At 35.8% G+C, this 13699-nt stretch carries 15 protein-coding genes; 8 read left to right on the top strand and 7 right to left on the bottom strand.

Annotated elements, in window-relative coordinates; translation table 11 throughout:
• Positions 1–29: 29 nt before the first annotated feature.
• Genes EG348_RS06920 through EG348_RS06905 form a run of 4 tightly spaced genes read right to left on the bottom strand, consistent with a single transcriptional unit; the run spans position 30 to position 2808 of the window.
• Entirely contained in the window at positions 30–995 is a 966-nt protein-coding gene (locus EG348_RS06920; RefSeq protein WP_228414839.1) for a glycosyltransferase family 9 protein, read from the bottom strand.
• Positions 996–997: 2 nt separating this feature from the next.
• On the bottom strand, positions 998–1417 hold the full coding sequence (locus EG348_RS06915) for a SufE family protein (protein ID WP_123985031.1): 420 nt from the start codon (positions 1415–1417) through the stop codon (positions 998–1000).
• A 57-nt stretch (positions 1418–1474) separates the two neighbouring features.
• Positions 1475–2584 carry a glycosyltransferase gene (locus EG348_RS06910; protein WP_123981900.1) on the bottom strand — a complete coding sequence of 370 codons (1110 nt, stop codon included), beginning with the start codon at positions 2582–2584 and terminating at the stop codon, positions 1475–1477.
• On the bottom strand, positions 2581–2808 hold the full coding sequence (locus EG348_RS06905) for a uroporphyrinogen decarboxylase (protein ID WP_123981898.1): 228 nt from the start codon (positions 2806–2808) through the stop codon (positions 2581–2583). The genes EG348_RS06910 and EG348_RS06905 overlap by 4 nt, the downstream gene beginning before the upstream one ends.
• Before the next feature lie 153 nt (positions 2809–2961).
• On the opposite strand from EG348_RS06905, the gene EG348_RS06900 reads away from it, so the two are divergent.
• The 7 genes from EG348_RS06900 (at position 2962) to EG348_RS06870 (ending at position 8549) form a co-directional block, all read left to right on the top strand.
• Positions 2962–5490, top strand: coding sequence for an ATP-dependent Clp protease ATP-binding subunit (locus EG348_RS06900; RefSeq protein ID WP_123981896.1), 2529 nt, complete (start codon positions 2962–2964; stop codon positions 5488–5490).
• A gap of 148 nt (positions 5491–5638) precedes the next feature.
• Entirely contained in the window at positions 5639–6013 is a 375-nt protein-coding gene (locus EG348_RS06895; protein WP_123981894.1) for a hypothetical protein, read from the top strand.
• A gap of 4 nt (positions 6014–6017) precedes the next feature.
• Positions 6018–6569, top strand: a complete 552-nt coding sequence (locus EG348_RS06890; RefSeq protein WP_123981892.1) for a hypothetical protein — start codon at positions 6018–6020, stop codon at positions 6567–6569.
• Between the two features lie 62 nt (positions 6570–6631).
• Complete coding sequence (locus EG348_RS06885) at positions 6632–7006, top strand: hypothetical protein (protein ID WP_123981890.1); 375 nt, start codon at positions 6632–6634, stop codon at positions 7004–7006.
• A 4-nt stretch (positions 7007–7010) separates the two neighbouring features.
• Positions 7011–7586 carry a hypothetical protein gene (locus EG348_RS06880; RefSeq protein WP_123981888.1) on the top strand — a complete coding sequence of 192 codons (576 nt, stop codon included), beginning with the start codon at positions 7011–7013 and terminating at the stop codon, positions 7584–7586.
• A gap of 23 nt (positions 7587–7609) precedes the next feature.
• Positions 7610–7990 (top strand): hypothetical protein, encoded by a 381-nt coding sequence (locus EG348_RS06875; RefSeq protein ID WP_123981886.1) that lies wholly within the window; start codon positions 7610–7612, stop codon positions 7988–7990.
• Positions 7991–7994: 4 nt separating this feature from the next.
• Positions 7995–8549: a hypothetical protein gene (locus EG348_RS06870; protein ID WP_123981884.1), complete on the top strand. Its 555-nt coding sequence runs from the start codon at positions 7995–7997 to the stop codon at positions 8547–8549.
• 85 nt (positions 8550–8634) lie between these two features.
• Here the strand turns inward: EG348_RS06870 and EG348_RS06865 are convergent, their stop codons facing one another.
• Positions 8635–9162, bottom strand: coding sequence for a transporter (locus tag EG348_RS06865; RefSeq protein WP_123981882.1), 528 nt, complete (start codon positions 9160–9162; stop codon positions 8635–8637).
• A gap of 115 nt (positions 9163–9277) precedes the next feature.
• Between EG348_RS06865 and mnmA the strand changes: the two genes are divergently transcribed.
• On the top strand, positions 9278–10465 hold the full coding sequence (mnmA, locus tag EG348_RS06860) for a tRNA 2-thiouridine(34) synthase MnmA (RefSeq protein WP_123981880.1): 1188 nt from the start codon (positions 9278–9280) through the stop codon (positions 10463–10465).
• Between the two features lie 106 nt (positions 10466–10571).
• Here mnmA and EG348_RS06855 read toward each other — a convergent pair whose 3' ends face one another.
• Positions 10572–11360: a DUF4249 domain-containing protein gene (locus EG348_RS06855; protein ID WP_123981878.1), complete on the bottom strand. Its 789-nt coding sequence runs from the start codon at positions 11358–11360 to the stop codon at positions 10572–10574.
• Positions 11361–11371: 11 nt separating this feature from the next.
• Positions 11372–13621, bottom strand: a complete 2250-nt coding sequence (locus EG348_RS06850) for a carboxypeptidase-like regulatory domain-containing protein (protein ID WP_123981876.1) — start codon at positions 13619–13621, stop codon at positions 11372–11374.
• Between the last annotated feature and the right edge of the window lie 78 nt (positions 13622–13699).

Genomic DNA, 13699 nt, shown 5'->3' with positions numbered 1-13699 from the left:
ATTCCTTAATTATATATTTTTAATTCTATTTAAATTTTATCAACTATTTTCTGGATATTAAGTTCTTCCAGACAAGCCCAATCTCCTCGATAACATTCCTTATCTCCAAAAACAGAGCAAGGCCTGCACGTAAGATCACTCACCTGTACAACATCATCTTCACTCTGCCCGAAGCCTAAAAACCCCGCATATGGATGCGTAGAGCCCCAAATAGAAACACATCTCGTTCCCATTAAACTCGCCAAATGCATATTTGCCGAATCCATGGAGATCATTAGTTCTAATTCTGAAATTTTATTGAGTTCTTCGGTAAGGCTTAATTTGCCTGATAAACTTTTTGTATTCGGAATCTGACTTTCCCATTTTTCTAATGTTTCAGTCTCTTCTTTTCCGCCTCCGAAGAAATAGATCTTATGTTTTTGGGCTAAAATTTTCACCAACTCGTAAGATTTCTCTAAAGGAAGCATTTTTCCTTTATGTTGGGCAAATGGCGCAAAACCAATTCCGGATTTATTAGTTGAAGTTGGTCTTAACTGATGAGAAAGTTCCACCTTAAAACCCATTTCGCAGAAAACATCAGCGTAGCGTTCAACCGTTTTTCTTAATTGAACTTTATTTAAATTCCAAATATCGGTTAGATGCTCTTTCTCCTCTTTTCCTTTATTGATTTTGAATACTTTAAGTCCTTTTCTTCGATAAATTTTATCTAAGATTTTCGTTCTGATCACATCATGCAGATTAGCGATCATATCGGGATGAAATTCTTTAATTAATTCATTCGCTAATCTTTGCAAACCAAAAATACCCTTATAATCATCTAAGTTGATTCCTTTGAATATAACATTCGGAATATCAGAGAATAAGCTCTCAAAATTCTTTCTCGAAACCATGATGATTTCAACGTCAGGATTCTGTTCCAAGAACTCTCGAAAAACCGGCGCTGTCATAGCGACATCACCAAAAGCGGAAAAACGATATGCTAAAATTCTGGTCACAGCTACGACTTTAGTTGATAGGCAACTGCATAAAATTTAATTTGTTTTGTCATCGCCATGAGTCCATTGGCTCTGGAAGGAGAAAGAAACTCCTGTAATCCTATCTCTGAGATAAATTCGAAATCAGAATCTAAAATTTCCTGTGTAGAATGGCCACTGTAAATGCTCACTAATAAAGAAACGATTCCTTTTGGTAAAATACCATCAGAATCTGCATCAAAAAACAATTTTCCATCTCTGAACTCTGCATCAATCCAAACTTTACTCTGACAGCCTTTAATAAGATTTTCATCACCTTTTTTTTCATCCGGAAGACCTTTTAATTCTTTCCCAAGATCAATGATGTACTCATATTTTTGCTCCCAGTCCTCAAGAAACGCAAATTCGTCGATAAGTTCCTTCTGTTTTTCTTTAATGGTCATTTCTTTACTTTCTTTTTGCAAAGATACTAAATTATGCTTTAGGCTTGAAGCAGTAAGCTATACGCAAATATGCGAAATTGAAGCATTTTCAAAAACCTGCAATAGTTTTACTTCTTCATTTTCCCAGCAAAAAGCATTTGCGGCTTTTTCAAGTTCGGTTTGATAATTTTTTCTTCCTTTATTTAAAATTAATCGGATGGATTCGGCAATATTTTCAGGTTGATGATCTTTAATAATTTCTCCAACATCAAATTGTCTTTTAATATTCTGCATTTCAGGAAGATTTGACAGAATTAAAGGAACTCGCGCCTGGATACAATCCAAAACCTTATTAGGTAGAGAATACAGATAGCTCTCTCCCCCGTTCTCTTCGATGCTCATCCCACAATCGACAGTTAATGTAATTTCTCGTAGAACTTCAGGTCTTAATTTTCCTAAAAACTGGACTTTATGTTGAAGATTTTCTTTAATAACTAATTCTTCATATTCTTTTTTACGAGGTCCATCTCCTGCAATTTTCAACATTACATTATCAAGATGATGCATTGCTAAAATTGCTTTATCAATTCCGCGAAACGGGTTTATTGCACCTTGATATAAAACTATTTTGGGATCATTTTCCGAAATTTCAAGGTTAAAATTGATTTTTCGGGGTGCATTCTGAACAACAATTGGATCAATTCCATACTTTTTTTGGAACCATTTTCCATAACTTCCACTCGCCGTTATCATAAATTTCACTTTCGGAACGATGCTTCTCTCCAAATATCTCCACAATTTTTGTGACATTTTGCCTTGAATTGCCGGCATTTCGGAAAAAATTTCATGACTGTCAAAAACCAAAGGAATATTTAATTTTTTAGCAATAAGATAGTTCGGAAGCAGTGCATCAAGATCATTTGCATGAAGAATAGTGTTTTCATCTGCTTTCTTTTTTAATTCCTGATATAATTTCCAGTTAAATTCAAAATAAGCTGTTTTTAAACTTTTAGAAATTAATTTAATTCTGGAAAAAGAATAAGGTCGCTGCATTTCTTCCGCTCCGCCCCAGTCATTTCCTATTAAGTCTATCTCATAGCCGTTTTCATGCAAAGTCCTGCAGACCTTCTCAATACGTTGATCTGTATATAAATTACTAAAAGCAGAAGTAATTATTTTTTTCCTCATTTACTTTTTTTTCCTGCCAGCAAATGGTAAATTTGTATAAAGCAAATAAGCCCGTTTGGGATAATCACCGGCCAAAGCATTCCGCTGAAAATGCCATAAATGACAAAACAGATACAGCCGATCATATTAACAATTCTGATTTTTCTTACATCTTTCAATATAAAACTCAGCACTACAAAAAGTGAAGCAGAATATCCGATATAAGTAGAAATTTCGGGATTCATGAGAAAAATTTATAGGATAACAAACTTAGTCATTTTCAATAAGATAATAAAGTTTTTTTCTGCCATAAAGTCATTATTTGATTTTTGGTAAAATATTTGTAATTTAGATAATGAATAAATGGCAATGTTGCTTTTATTCTAATGAGATATATTATGGATTATAAGTTTTCACAAGGTTTGAGCCAAGTGTTCAAACAAAGCAAAAGCGAAGCTAAACGGCTGAAAAGTGAATTTCTCAATACAGAACATCTACTTTTAGGTATTATAAAAACGGAAAACTCTGCAAAAGAAATCCTTCAAAACCTTAATGCGGATTTAACACAAATCAGAAGAAAAATTGAAACTCTAAATACAGTAAGTCTTAATCCTATTTCTGAGGAGGTTACTAATATTTCTTTCACCAAGATGGCAGATCATGCAATCAAACGTGCTGAGCTAGAATGCAGACAATATAAAAGTAATGAAATTAATACCGTTCATTTGCTTTTAGGCATTCTATATAAATATGAAGACCCTACCTCAAGTATACTAGGCGCTTACGACATCGACTATGAAGGAGTATCAAAAGAATATCAAACGATGCTGAAAAATTCTGGTCAGACGCCACAAATGAGTGCTTACGATGACGACGAAGAGAGAGAAGATTTTGAGCAAATGAGAAAGCCTACAGGAAATTTAGGCTCTGCAAAAAGTAAAACTCCAACGTTGGACAACTTTGGTAGAGACTTAACTTCTTTGGCAAGAGACGGAAAATTAGACCCTGTGATCGGTCGTGAGAAAGAAATCGAAAGAGTTTCTCAGATCTTATCAAGAAGAAAGAAAAACAATCCGTTGCTTATTGGTGAGCCTGGTGTTGGTAAATCTGCCATCGCTGAAGGTTTAGCATTAAGAATTCAACAGAAAAAAGTTTCAAGAGTTCTTTATGGTAAAAGAGTTATCACTTTGGATCTTGCAAGTTTGGTAGCTGGTACAAAATACCGTGGACAGTTTGAAGAGAGAATGAAGGCCATCATGACGGAATTAGAAAAAAACCGTGATGTGATCTTATTCATCGACGAGCTTCACACGATTGTTGGTGCAGGTAGTTCTACGGGAAGTTTAGATGCTTCCAATATGTTCAAACCGGCTTTAGCAAGAGGTGAGATCCAATGTATTGGTGCCACAACTCTTGATGAGTATCGTCAGTATATTGAAAAAGACGGTGCTTTAGAGAGAAGATTCCAGAAAGTAATGGTGGAGCCTACTAATATTGAGGAAACCATTCAGATCTTGAATCAGATTAAAGACAAATACGAAGAACATCATAATGTAGTGTATACTCCGGAAGCAATTCTGGCTTGTGTCAACTTAACGGCAAGATATATTACAGACCGTTTCTTACCGGATAAAGCGATCGATGCAATGGACGAAGCCGGATCTCGTGTTTATATTAAAAACATGAAAGTTCCTACCGAGATCATTGATTTTGAACAAAAAATTGAAGAAATTAAAGAACTGAAACAGAAAGCTGTAAAAGCTCAGGATTATCTTGAGGCAAGAAAGCTTAAAGATGAAGAAGAACGTCTTCAAATGGAATTAAATTCTGCTCAGGATAAATGGGACAAAGATGTAAAAGAGAAGAAAGAAACTGTAACCGATGAAAATGTAGCGGAAGTAGTTTCTATGATGAGCGGAGTTCCTGTAACGAAAGTCGGTAAAAATGAGCTTGATAAATTGGCTCAGATGGACGACAAACTGAATGGAAAAGTGATTGGTCAGGAAGATGCTGTGAAGAAAGTTGTTAAGGCTATTCAAAGAAACAGAGCTGGTCTTAAAGATCCAAACCGTCCAATTGGAACATTTATTTTCCTTGGAACAACGGGTGTTGGTAAAACTGAGCTAGCGAAAGTAATGGCAAGAGAACTTTTCGAATCTGATGAATCTTTGATCAGAATCGATATGAGTGAATACATGGAAAAATTCGCGGTTTCAAGATTGGTTGGAGCGCCTCCGGGATACGTTGGATACGAGGAAGGTGGACAATTAACAGAAGCTGTAAGAAGAAAACCTTATGCTGTGGTTCTTTTGGATGAGATTGAAAAAGCTCACCCGGATGTATTCAACATCTTGTTGCAGATCTTAGATGAAGGTCACGTTACGGACAGTTTAGGTAGAAAAATTGATTTTAGAAATACAATCATTATCCTTACTTCAAACATCGGAACCAGAGATATCAAAGACTTCGGTGACGGTGTAGGATTCGGAACTTCTGCTAAGAAAACAGGTTCTGATACAAGAGCTAGAGGAACAATTGAAAATGCCCTTAAAAAAGCATTTGCTCCTGAATTCCTGAATAGAATTGATGATATTGTGATTTTCAACTCTCTTGAGAAAGAAGACATCAAAAAAATCATTGATCTTGAATTGAACAAGCTTTATACAAGACTTGATAAATTAGGATATAAAGTTGATCTTACTGAAGAAGCAAAAGACTTTATTTCTGAAAAAGGATGGGATAAAGACTTCGGCGCAAGACCTCTAAAAAGAGCGATCCAGAAATATATTGAGGATTTATTGGCTGAAATGCTGGTAAACAAACAATTAAATGAAGGAGAAACTATTATTTTAGATGTGAATGAAGCGAAAGATGGCCTAGCCGGAAAAGCTCAGAAAACAAAAAAGACGGTTGAAAAATCTTCTTAACCAATAAATTAATTTTAAAATTAAAAGCATCGGGATTTTCTCGGTGCTTTTTTCGTTTTAATTAATTTTTAACATATTTTTTTCACTATTTAATGATTAATTGAAAAAAATATTTAATTTTATTGAACATTAAATCAATATCATTAATATGAAGAAAACAATTCTACTCGTAAGCTTTTCCTTGCTTGCATTTTTATCCTGCGCCAATGAATCATCTGCAACCTCCACAATGCCTGACGTTTCAAAGCCGGAAGCTGTGCAAAAATTCAATTTAGCCATCAAAAAAGTAGCAATGGAGAAGGAACCGGCTCCCACAACTCCACGAACATCCGCTGAATTGAGTGATTACAAAAAAGAAATGCTTTTACCAGCTGCTAAAGACCTCATCGCTTCATCCGGAGTTTCATATTCTGAAATCGAAAGACAAACAGGAGGTGACAGAGAAAAAATCCTTAAATGGGCTGTAGAAGTCTATGGAGATTACAACAAGCAAACTAATAAAAACTACAAATCTGAAAACTAGAATCATGAAAAAATTACTTTTATTAGTATCATTTGCTGTTTCATTTTGCGTTTCGGCACAAGATCTTTATATCCAAAATTATACGGATACGGTTATACAGTATGTCGTATGGAGATTAAACCCTTTAAATACATCGGGAAACTGTATTAGCCCTTACCTACAATCCTCAAGTTCTGTCACAGGAATGTCAACATTAACCTACTCTACTTCACCTGGAATAGTACCTGTTGAAGCTCTTTATAGCGGAAATATCAATACATCAAATACATTTAATCCTCTATTTCCTCAAACTCCTTTAATTGACACCTGGACTTTAGACAGCAACTATGCCAATCCGTACACTCTTCCTTCTAATCCGGTTCCTGCAGCAGCTATTTCAGGATCAAAATGGGGAGGTATAAAACTGGGCGTTCAGGATCAGTCGGGAAACAATATCGGAGGATATTATTCTATGGGATATTTTTGCGGATCACCAACAGCTGTTGCCGGATTTAGCGGGGTTATCAATGGTACTTTTTTTGAAGCCGGAGGAGCAACCTGGATAATACTCTATTAATAATTTAGATCACTTTAACTAGTTAAAACACTATCAATAAAATTTTTAACAACAATTTAACCATGAAAAAAACAATTTTACTTTTAAGCATTTCGATGCTTACATTTCTATCTTGTGCGAATGAATCATCTGCAACAACCACGATGCCTGATGTTTCGAAGCCGGAAGCAGTACAAAAATTCAATTTAGCGATCAAAAAAGTAGCCATGGAAAAGGAACCTGCTCCTGCAACACCAAGAACGTCTGCTGAACTGAGTAATTACAAAAAAGACATGCTTTTACCAGCTGCTAAAGACCTCATCGCTTCATCCGGAGTTTCGTATTCTGAAATAGAGAGACAAACAGGAGGTGATAGAGAAAAAATTCTAAAATGGGCTGTAGAAGTCTATGGAGATTACAACAAGCAAACTAATAAAAACTACAAATCTGAAAACTAAAATCATGAAAAAACTACTTTTACTGGCAACATTTATTGCTTCATATTGCGTTTCTGCTCAAACACCACCTCCTCCACCAATTTATATCCAGAACTATACTCCTAATTATGTAGAGTATAACTTGATTAAATCTAATTTAGGGAGCCCGACAACAGGATGTACTCCTAATTTGGAAGCAAGAACCGTCACAAACAATTTATTAAAGTTAGGATATACTAATGATCCTTCAGTTTCAATAGATGCAAATTATGATGGGAATGTAAATAATACTTTCGCATTTAATGCAGCCTATCCATCCACCCCTCAGGTAGGCAGATGGATCGCTAACTCCAATTTTGCAGCTCCATATTATGCTCCTGCAGGGGTTCTTAATGTTTTCAGTAATGTGACAACCTGGACGGGGATTAAATTTGGAGTACAGGATCAATCAGGAGTAAATGTTGGAGGATATTATTTCCTTGGTCAATTTTGTGGGAGTACAACTGTATATTCAGATTTAACAGGTAACGTAATTCCTCCCTCTATGACAGATGCCGTCCTTTTTACAGTAGGAGGAGCAACTTGGGTTGTTATATTTTAATCATTTAATTAAAAACAATTATCATGAAATTAAGAAAAACAATTTTGCTTTTAAGTATTCCCATGCTTACATTTTTATCTTGTGCAAATGAAAATATGGCAACAAATACAACTCCGGATATTTCAAAGCCTGAGGCGGTACAAAAATTCAATCTAGCGATTAAAAAAGTAGCGATGGAGAAAGAACCTGCTCCCGCAACGCCAAAAACATCTGCAGAATTGAGTGATTATAAAAAAGAAATGCTTTTACCTGCTGCAAAGGACCTCATCGCTTCATCTGGAGTTTCTTATGCTGAAATAGAAAGACAAACACGCGGAGACAAGGAAAAAATTCTTACTTGGGCAGTCCAAGTTTATGGAGAGTACAACAAGAAAACTAATAAAAACTATACATCTGAAAATTAACATTATGAAAAAGTTATTTTTACTGACAGCATTTATTGCATCATTTTGGGCCTCCGCGCAAGATGATCTTTTTATACAAAACTACACGGATACAATTATTGAGTATACAATCTGGAAATCCAATTATACCAGCACAATCAACTGCGGCCCTAATATTCAGGCTAACACCAGCCTGTCGGTATTGGGGCCTGCGTCTTCATCTCCTCTAGGTTATGTAGAAGCATATTATAACCAGGATGTAAATACTTCAAATACTTATAATCCTGCCTATCCCGATACCCCTTTAATTAATAGTTGGGTGGTGAACGCTGATTATTTGAATCCTTATAATCTTCCCGGAAATCCTGTCCCTACAGCATTTTGGATGGGATCAAAATGGGCAGGTATGAAATTCGGCGTAAAAAATACTTCGGGTGTAGCAATAGGTGGCTATTACACAATGCATATGGGTTGTGGCACGGCTAACCCTCCTGTTTTAGATCTTTCCGGTTATGGTAGTCCCGCGGTTAATGGGACTATATTTACTGTTGGAGGTTCAACTTTTATTGTATTATTTTAGAGATTTAATCTAAAAAAAAAATCAAATAAAATTCCCGAAGCGAGATGCTTCGGGAATTATTTTTATATCAATATTATAATTAATTTTACAATCCAACTACAAATCCAATATTTGGCACTAAGCCACTTGAAAATATACTTGAATTCTCTTTCCACAGAACATTATACATCACACCAATCTGCATAAAAGAATTGTTCCCGATTCTCTGCATATAGCCTCCTCCGAGATACAAAGCATCTTCCTGTTCATTCATTTTATAATCGTAATATTTATCTTTATAATTGATAAAGTAATGCTGATAATTAGCACTTAAATAAAAAGTTCGAGCAATATAATAATTCAGAAACGGGCCAACTCCGAACATTGTCGAACGATAATAATCTGAAGTCTGCCAGGAAACACTTCCTACAACTCCAACTTCAAGATCATCCGTAAGCCTGTAACCAACTCTTGGGGAAGCTGACAAATTAAATGTGCTGTTGCTGCCGAATCCAACCCCAATTCCGCCACCGAACGTCCATCGGTTATTATTTTGTTCTGTTGTGCCAACTGAAACTTGGGAAAATGCCGATCCTGAAAGCATCAATACTAAAGGAATAATAAACTTTTTCATATAAATTGTTTTTATCGATGTTTAAAATTATGGTTTTTTTACGAATTTTTTTAATTGTATTTTTGCAGCGTCAAACTAAGAACTCCCGTTAAGAGTTTCGTAAAATTGAAATACAATGAAAGTAGTAGTAGGATTATCCGGAGGTGTAGACTCCAGTGTTACAGCATATTTGCTGCAGCAACAAGGCCATGAAGTGGTGGCTTTGTTTATGAGAAACTGGAACGATGCTTCGGTAACGTTAGAAGATGAGTGTCCGTGGATAGAGGACAGTAATGATGCCTTGATGGTTGCCCAGAAACTGGGAATTCCGTTTCAGGTGATTGATATGAGCGATCTTTACAAGGAAAGAATCGTGGATTATATGTTCGATGAATATCAGAAAGGAAGAACTCCGAATCCTGATGTTTTATGCAACAGAGAAGTAAAATTCGATGTTTTTATGAAGACGGCAATGTCTTTGGGCGCAGATAAAGTAGCAACAGGACATTATGCAAGAGTAGATTCTACTTTTGATGAAAACGGAAAGGAAATTTTCCATCTTTTAGCCGGAAAAGATAACAATAAAGATCAATCATATTTTTTATGCCAATTAAATCAGGATCAGTTATCAAAAGCATTATTTCCGATTGGAGAACTGACAAAACCACAGGTAAGAGAAATTGCAAAGGAAATCGGATTGGTTACAGCTGATAAAAAAGATTCTCAGGGATTATGTTTTATCGGAAAAGTAAGTCTTCCACAGTTTTTACAACAGCAATTGGTTCCAAAAGAAGGTGAAATCGTAGAAATTTTCAAAGATTCTCCGCTTTTTGCTGAGGAAATACCTGAATTTTCTTCAAAAGAAGAAGAATTAGAATATTTAAGTCAAAAAATCAATTATAAAAAAGCTGACGGAAAAGTAATCGGAAAGCATCAAGGTGCCCAATTTTTCACGATCGGACAAAGCAAAGGACTTGGAATCGGCGGACATAAAGAAAGCTGTTTTATAGTTTCCCGAGACATGGAAAACAATATTATTTTCGTTGGAGAAGGACACAGCTTCCCGGGATTGCATAAAAAAGCATTGAAAATTGATAATACTGAACTTCATTGGGTTCGCGAAGATTTGAGATTACAAAATAACGAGTCTATGGAAGTATTGGCGCGATTCCGTTACAGACAGGAACTTCAAAAAGCCACGATTTATCAGTTTGAAAATGCCTTTTACATGGAATTTGAGCAACCTCAATCTGCTATTGCCGAAGGTCAGTTTGCTTCTTGGTATCTTGAAGATGAACTTATTGGGAGCGGTGTGATTTCTTAATAAAATCTGTTGAACTTACAATATATTTAAAACACAAAGACCTGAACATTTTCAGGTCTTTTTATTTATTTTAATCTTAAACTTACTTTAATTAATGATCATTTAATTATTGGATAATAATAATTTTCGTTTGCGAGGTATGTGCTGAAAAATAACCTAAAGCTCCGTTGCTGATATTACTTGGCGGGTTAACAGGAGTTGTTCCCCCAGAACCGTTAAGATAAGCCTGAGAAAGTACAGAGAAATAATTGTACACAGGATTATCGATACACTGCATTTCAACTGCAACGGTATCATTTTTTCTAAAACCTGTTGTACTGGGAATAAATCTCGTATTCACCATACCATTATCAACATTATCAGAGAAAACCTGAGGATCCAAATCGTGGTCGGTAAGACGCATTTTAAATAAATAATAATTACCCTTTTCCACAGGATCTGTAAACACTGGAACCACTCCTAAAATATCTGCCGAATCTACCTGCTCCCTTACGACTTGTTTTAATGAATTAAGCGGTACTAAACTAGGCATTGTGCTTTTTGAAGTATAAGTTGTACCGTCTACCGTTACAGAAAGCGTGTATGTGTTTCCTGGGTGTGATGTAAAATTTGTGGTATGGTACATTCCGTTTTCAAATTCCAGCGTTTCGGTTTGCCCGTTGTTATCACTTAGAATAACCTTAGCATTTTTTACAGCAGGGGTTTCTCCCGTCTGAGCCAGTTTTATGGATCTTGTGATCCTGATAAAGTACGGTCCCGGCTGATCCGTAATATTACCTTCTATCACTATTTTACCATCCTTTTCTTTGATGGGAAGCTCTACAACATCCTCAAACGCACAGCTGACACAAAGAAGCAATAAAAAAGCAGGCAAGAATTTTACTATATATTTCATTATTTATATTTTTAGAATTTAAAGTTGTAAGAAACGTTGGGAACCATCGAGAAAAAGCTGAACTGAGTTGCCTCCACTTTTCCATATGAAATCTTATCCGAACCAAATGTAATGGCATATGGATTTTTCCGTCCGTAAATATTGTAGACCCCGAAAGACCATGAACTTTTAAAACGGTTGTTATTTTTAGCTTCATAAGTAAAGTTAAGATCCAGTCTTTGGTACGATGGCATTCTGTCGGAATTTCTTTTCCCGTAGTCTAACACTGTATTTCCGCCAATTTCATATTTTCCGACCGGGTACGTAACTGCATTTCCGGTGTGAAATACAAACGCTCCGGAAACTGTCCATTTCGGACTCAATTCGTAATTTGAAACAATCGATAAGTCATGTGTTCTGTCTTGGTTCGCATTGTACCATGCATTATCGTTGATGCCGTCTATTCTTCTCTGTGATTTAGACAATGTATAAGCCACCCAGCCGGTAAGCCTGCCTCGGTTTTTCTTTAGCATAAGCTCCAGTCCATAGGCTCTTCCCTGCCCGTTATACAAAAGATTATCCTTAATATTATCCATTACATTTACTTGTAATCCATCTTTATAATCGGCAAGATTTTGCATCTTTTTGTAATAAACATCTGCATTCAGCTCATATGTATCGTTCAGTTTTCTGGTATATCCGGCATTTATCTGGTCGGCTATCTGTGGTTTTCTAAGGTTTATCCAGACATCATTCAGTCCGCCGTTGGCTACCAAAGTCTGTATATTCTGCGTATTTCTGGTATAACCAAACCTTGCTATATTGTCTTTATTAAATTCATAATTAAAAGCAATTCTCGGCTCAAAATTGATATAGTTTTTCTTAAAATTAGTTGTAGCCTGATTTTCAACACTGTTATCACCCGACGAAATAGATGATAGCCTGAATCCGTAATTTGCAAATAATTTATCCGTGATCTTAAAATCATCATTAATATAAACTGCATTTTCCCACATCGATCTTGGTTGCCTTAAGAAGTCAGAAGTTACCGTTTCCGGAAGATTTGGCGTATTGAAAATATAATAAGATGACTGGAAACCATATCGCAAAGAATGCTGAAGATTAAGGTTATGCGTAAAATCCTGCTTGAAAATTAAATTTCTGACATTGGGATTTACTTCCACAATACCACCTTTATTATCTTCTATTGTACTTTTATAATCGTAATTGCTGAACACCAAAGAGGTATTGGAAAAAAGCTTATCTCCCAGAATACTATTCCATCGCAATGTTCCGGCTAAATTCCCCCAGTTGTTTTTGAATTCTTTGAAACCTAAGACATCACGTCCGAAATAACTCGAAAAATACAGACTGTTGTTTTCGTTGATTTTGTAGTTAAGCTTGGCATTAATATCATAAAAATACAGCTTAACTTTATTCTCGGGAGTAGGTTTTGCGATCGCATTGTACAAAATATCTGCATAGGTACGCCTCGCAGAAATGATGAAAGAAGATTTTCCTTTTTGAAGAGGCCCTTCAACGCTTAGTCTACTGCTTATCAAACCAATACCACCTGTTACGTTATATTTTTGATTGTTTCCTTCCTTCATTTTAACATCAATGATTGAAGATAATCTTCCCCCATACTGCGAAGGGATATTTTCTTTATACACCGTAACGCTTCTAAGCGCATCGCTATTGAAAATACTGAAAAAACCAAGTAAATGTGAGTTGTTGAAAACAGGAGCCTCATCCAGCAAAAACAAATTCTGGTCTGTATTTCCGCCTCGCACACTGAAACCTGAACTACCTTCCTGAGCGCTGATTCCCGGAAGAAACTGCAAGGTCTTGATGATGTCTTTTTCACCAAAAATCACAGGAAGTTTAGACATCGCCTGAACATCCAAAACCTCTGCTCCGGTTTTTGTTTTGTTAGAAATGATAGATGTCCTTTTTTTTATCTCAACTTCTTCAATTTCACCGTCTTGTCTTTCCAGATCCCAGTTCATTTTCATGGATTCCGCAAGATGAATTTTTTTAGTAGCCTCGATATGTTTTAAATAATTGATATCCAGCGTATAATCGCCTTCAGGAAGCGAAATGGAATAAAATCCATATTCGTTGGTTTGAACATTGATTTCCGGCAGTTCTTTCACCTTTATCAATGCTCCGGGAATAAGCTCTCCGGTATCTTTGTCTTTGATAACGCCGTTTATAGTATGTGTTTTTTGGGCGTAAGCAAAAACTGACAAAAAAATTGCCATCGTTGTAACTCGCATCATTTGTGTTGTATATTTACTTTCGGCAAAGATATACAGATTTAAACCTGTATAGAATTCATGATAAATAACAGTTTTTTA

It is taken from the genome of Chryseobacterium sp. G0201 (genome assembly GCF_003815655.1).
In the GTDB taxonomy this organism is placed as follows: domain Bacteria; phylum Bacteroidota; class Bacteroidia; order Flavobacteriales; family Weeksellaceae; genus Chryseobacterium.
Note: the sequence above shows the minus strand (reverse complement) of the source record. Positions and strands in the feature narration are given on the sequence as shown.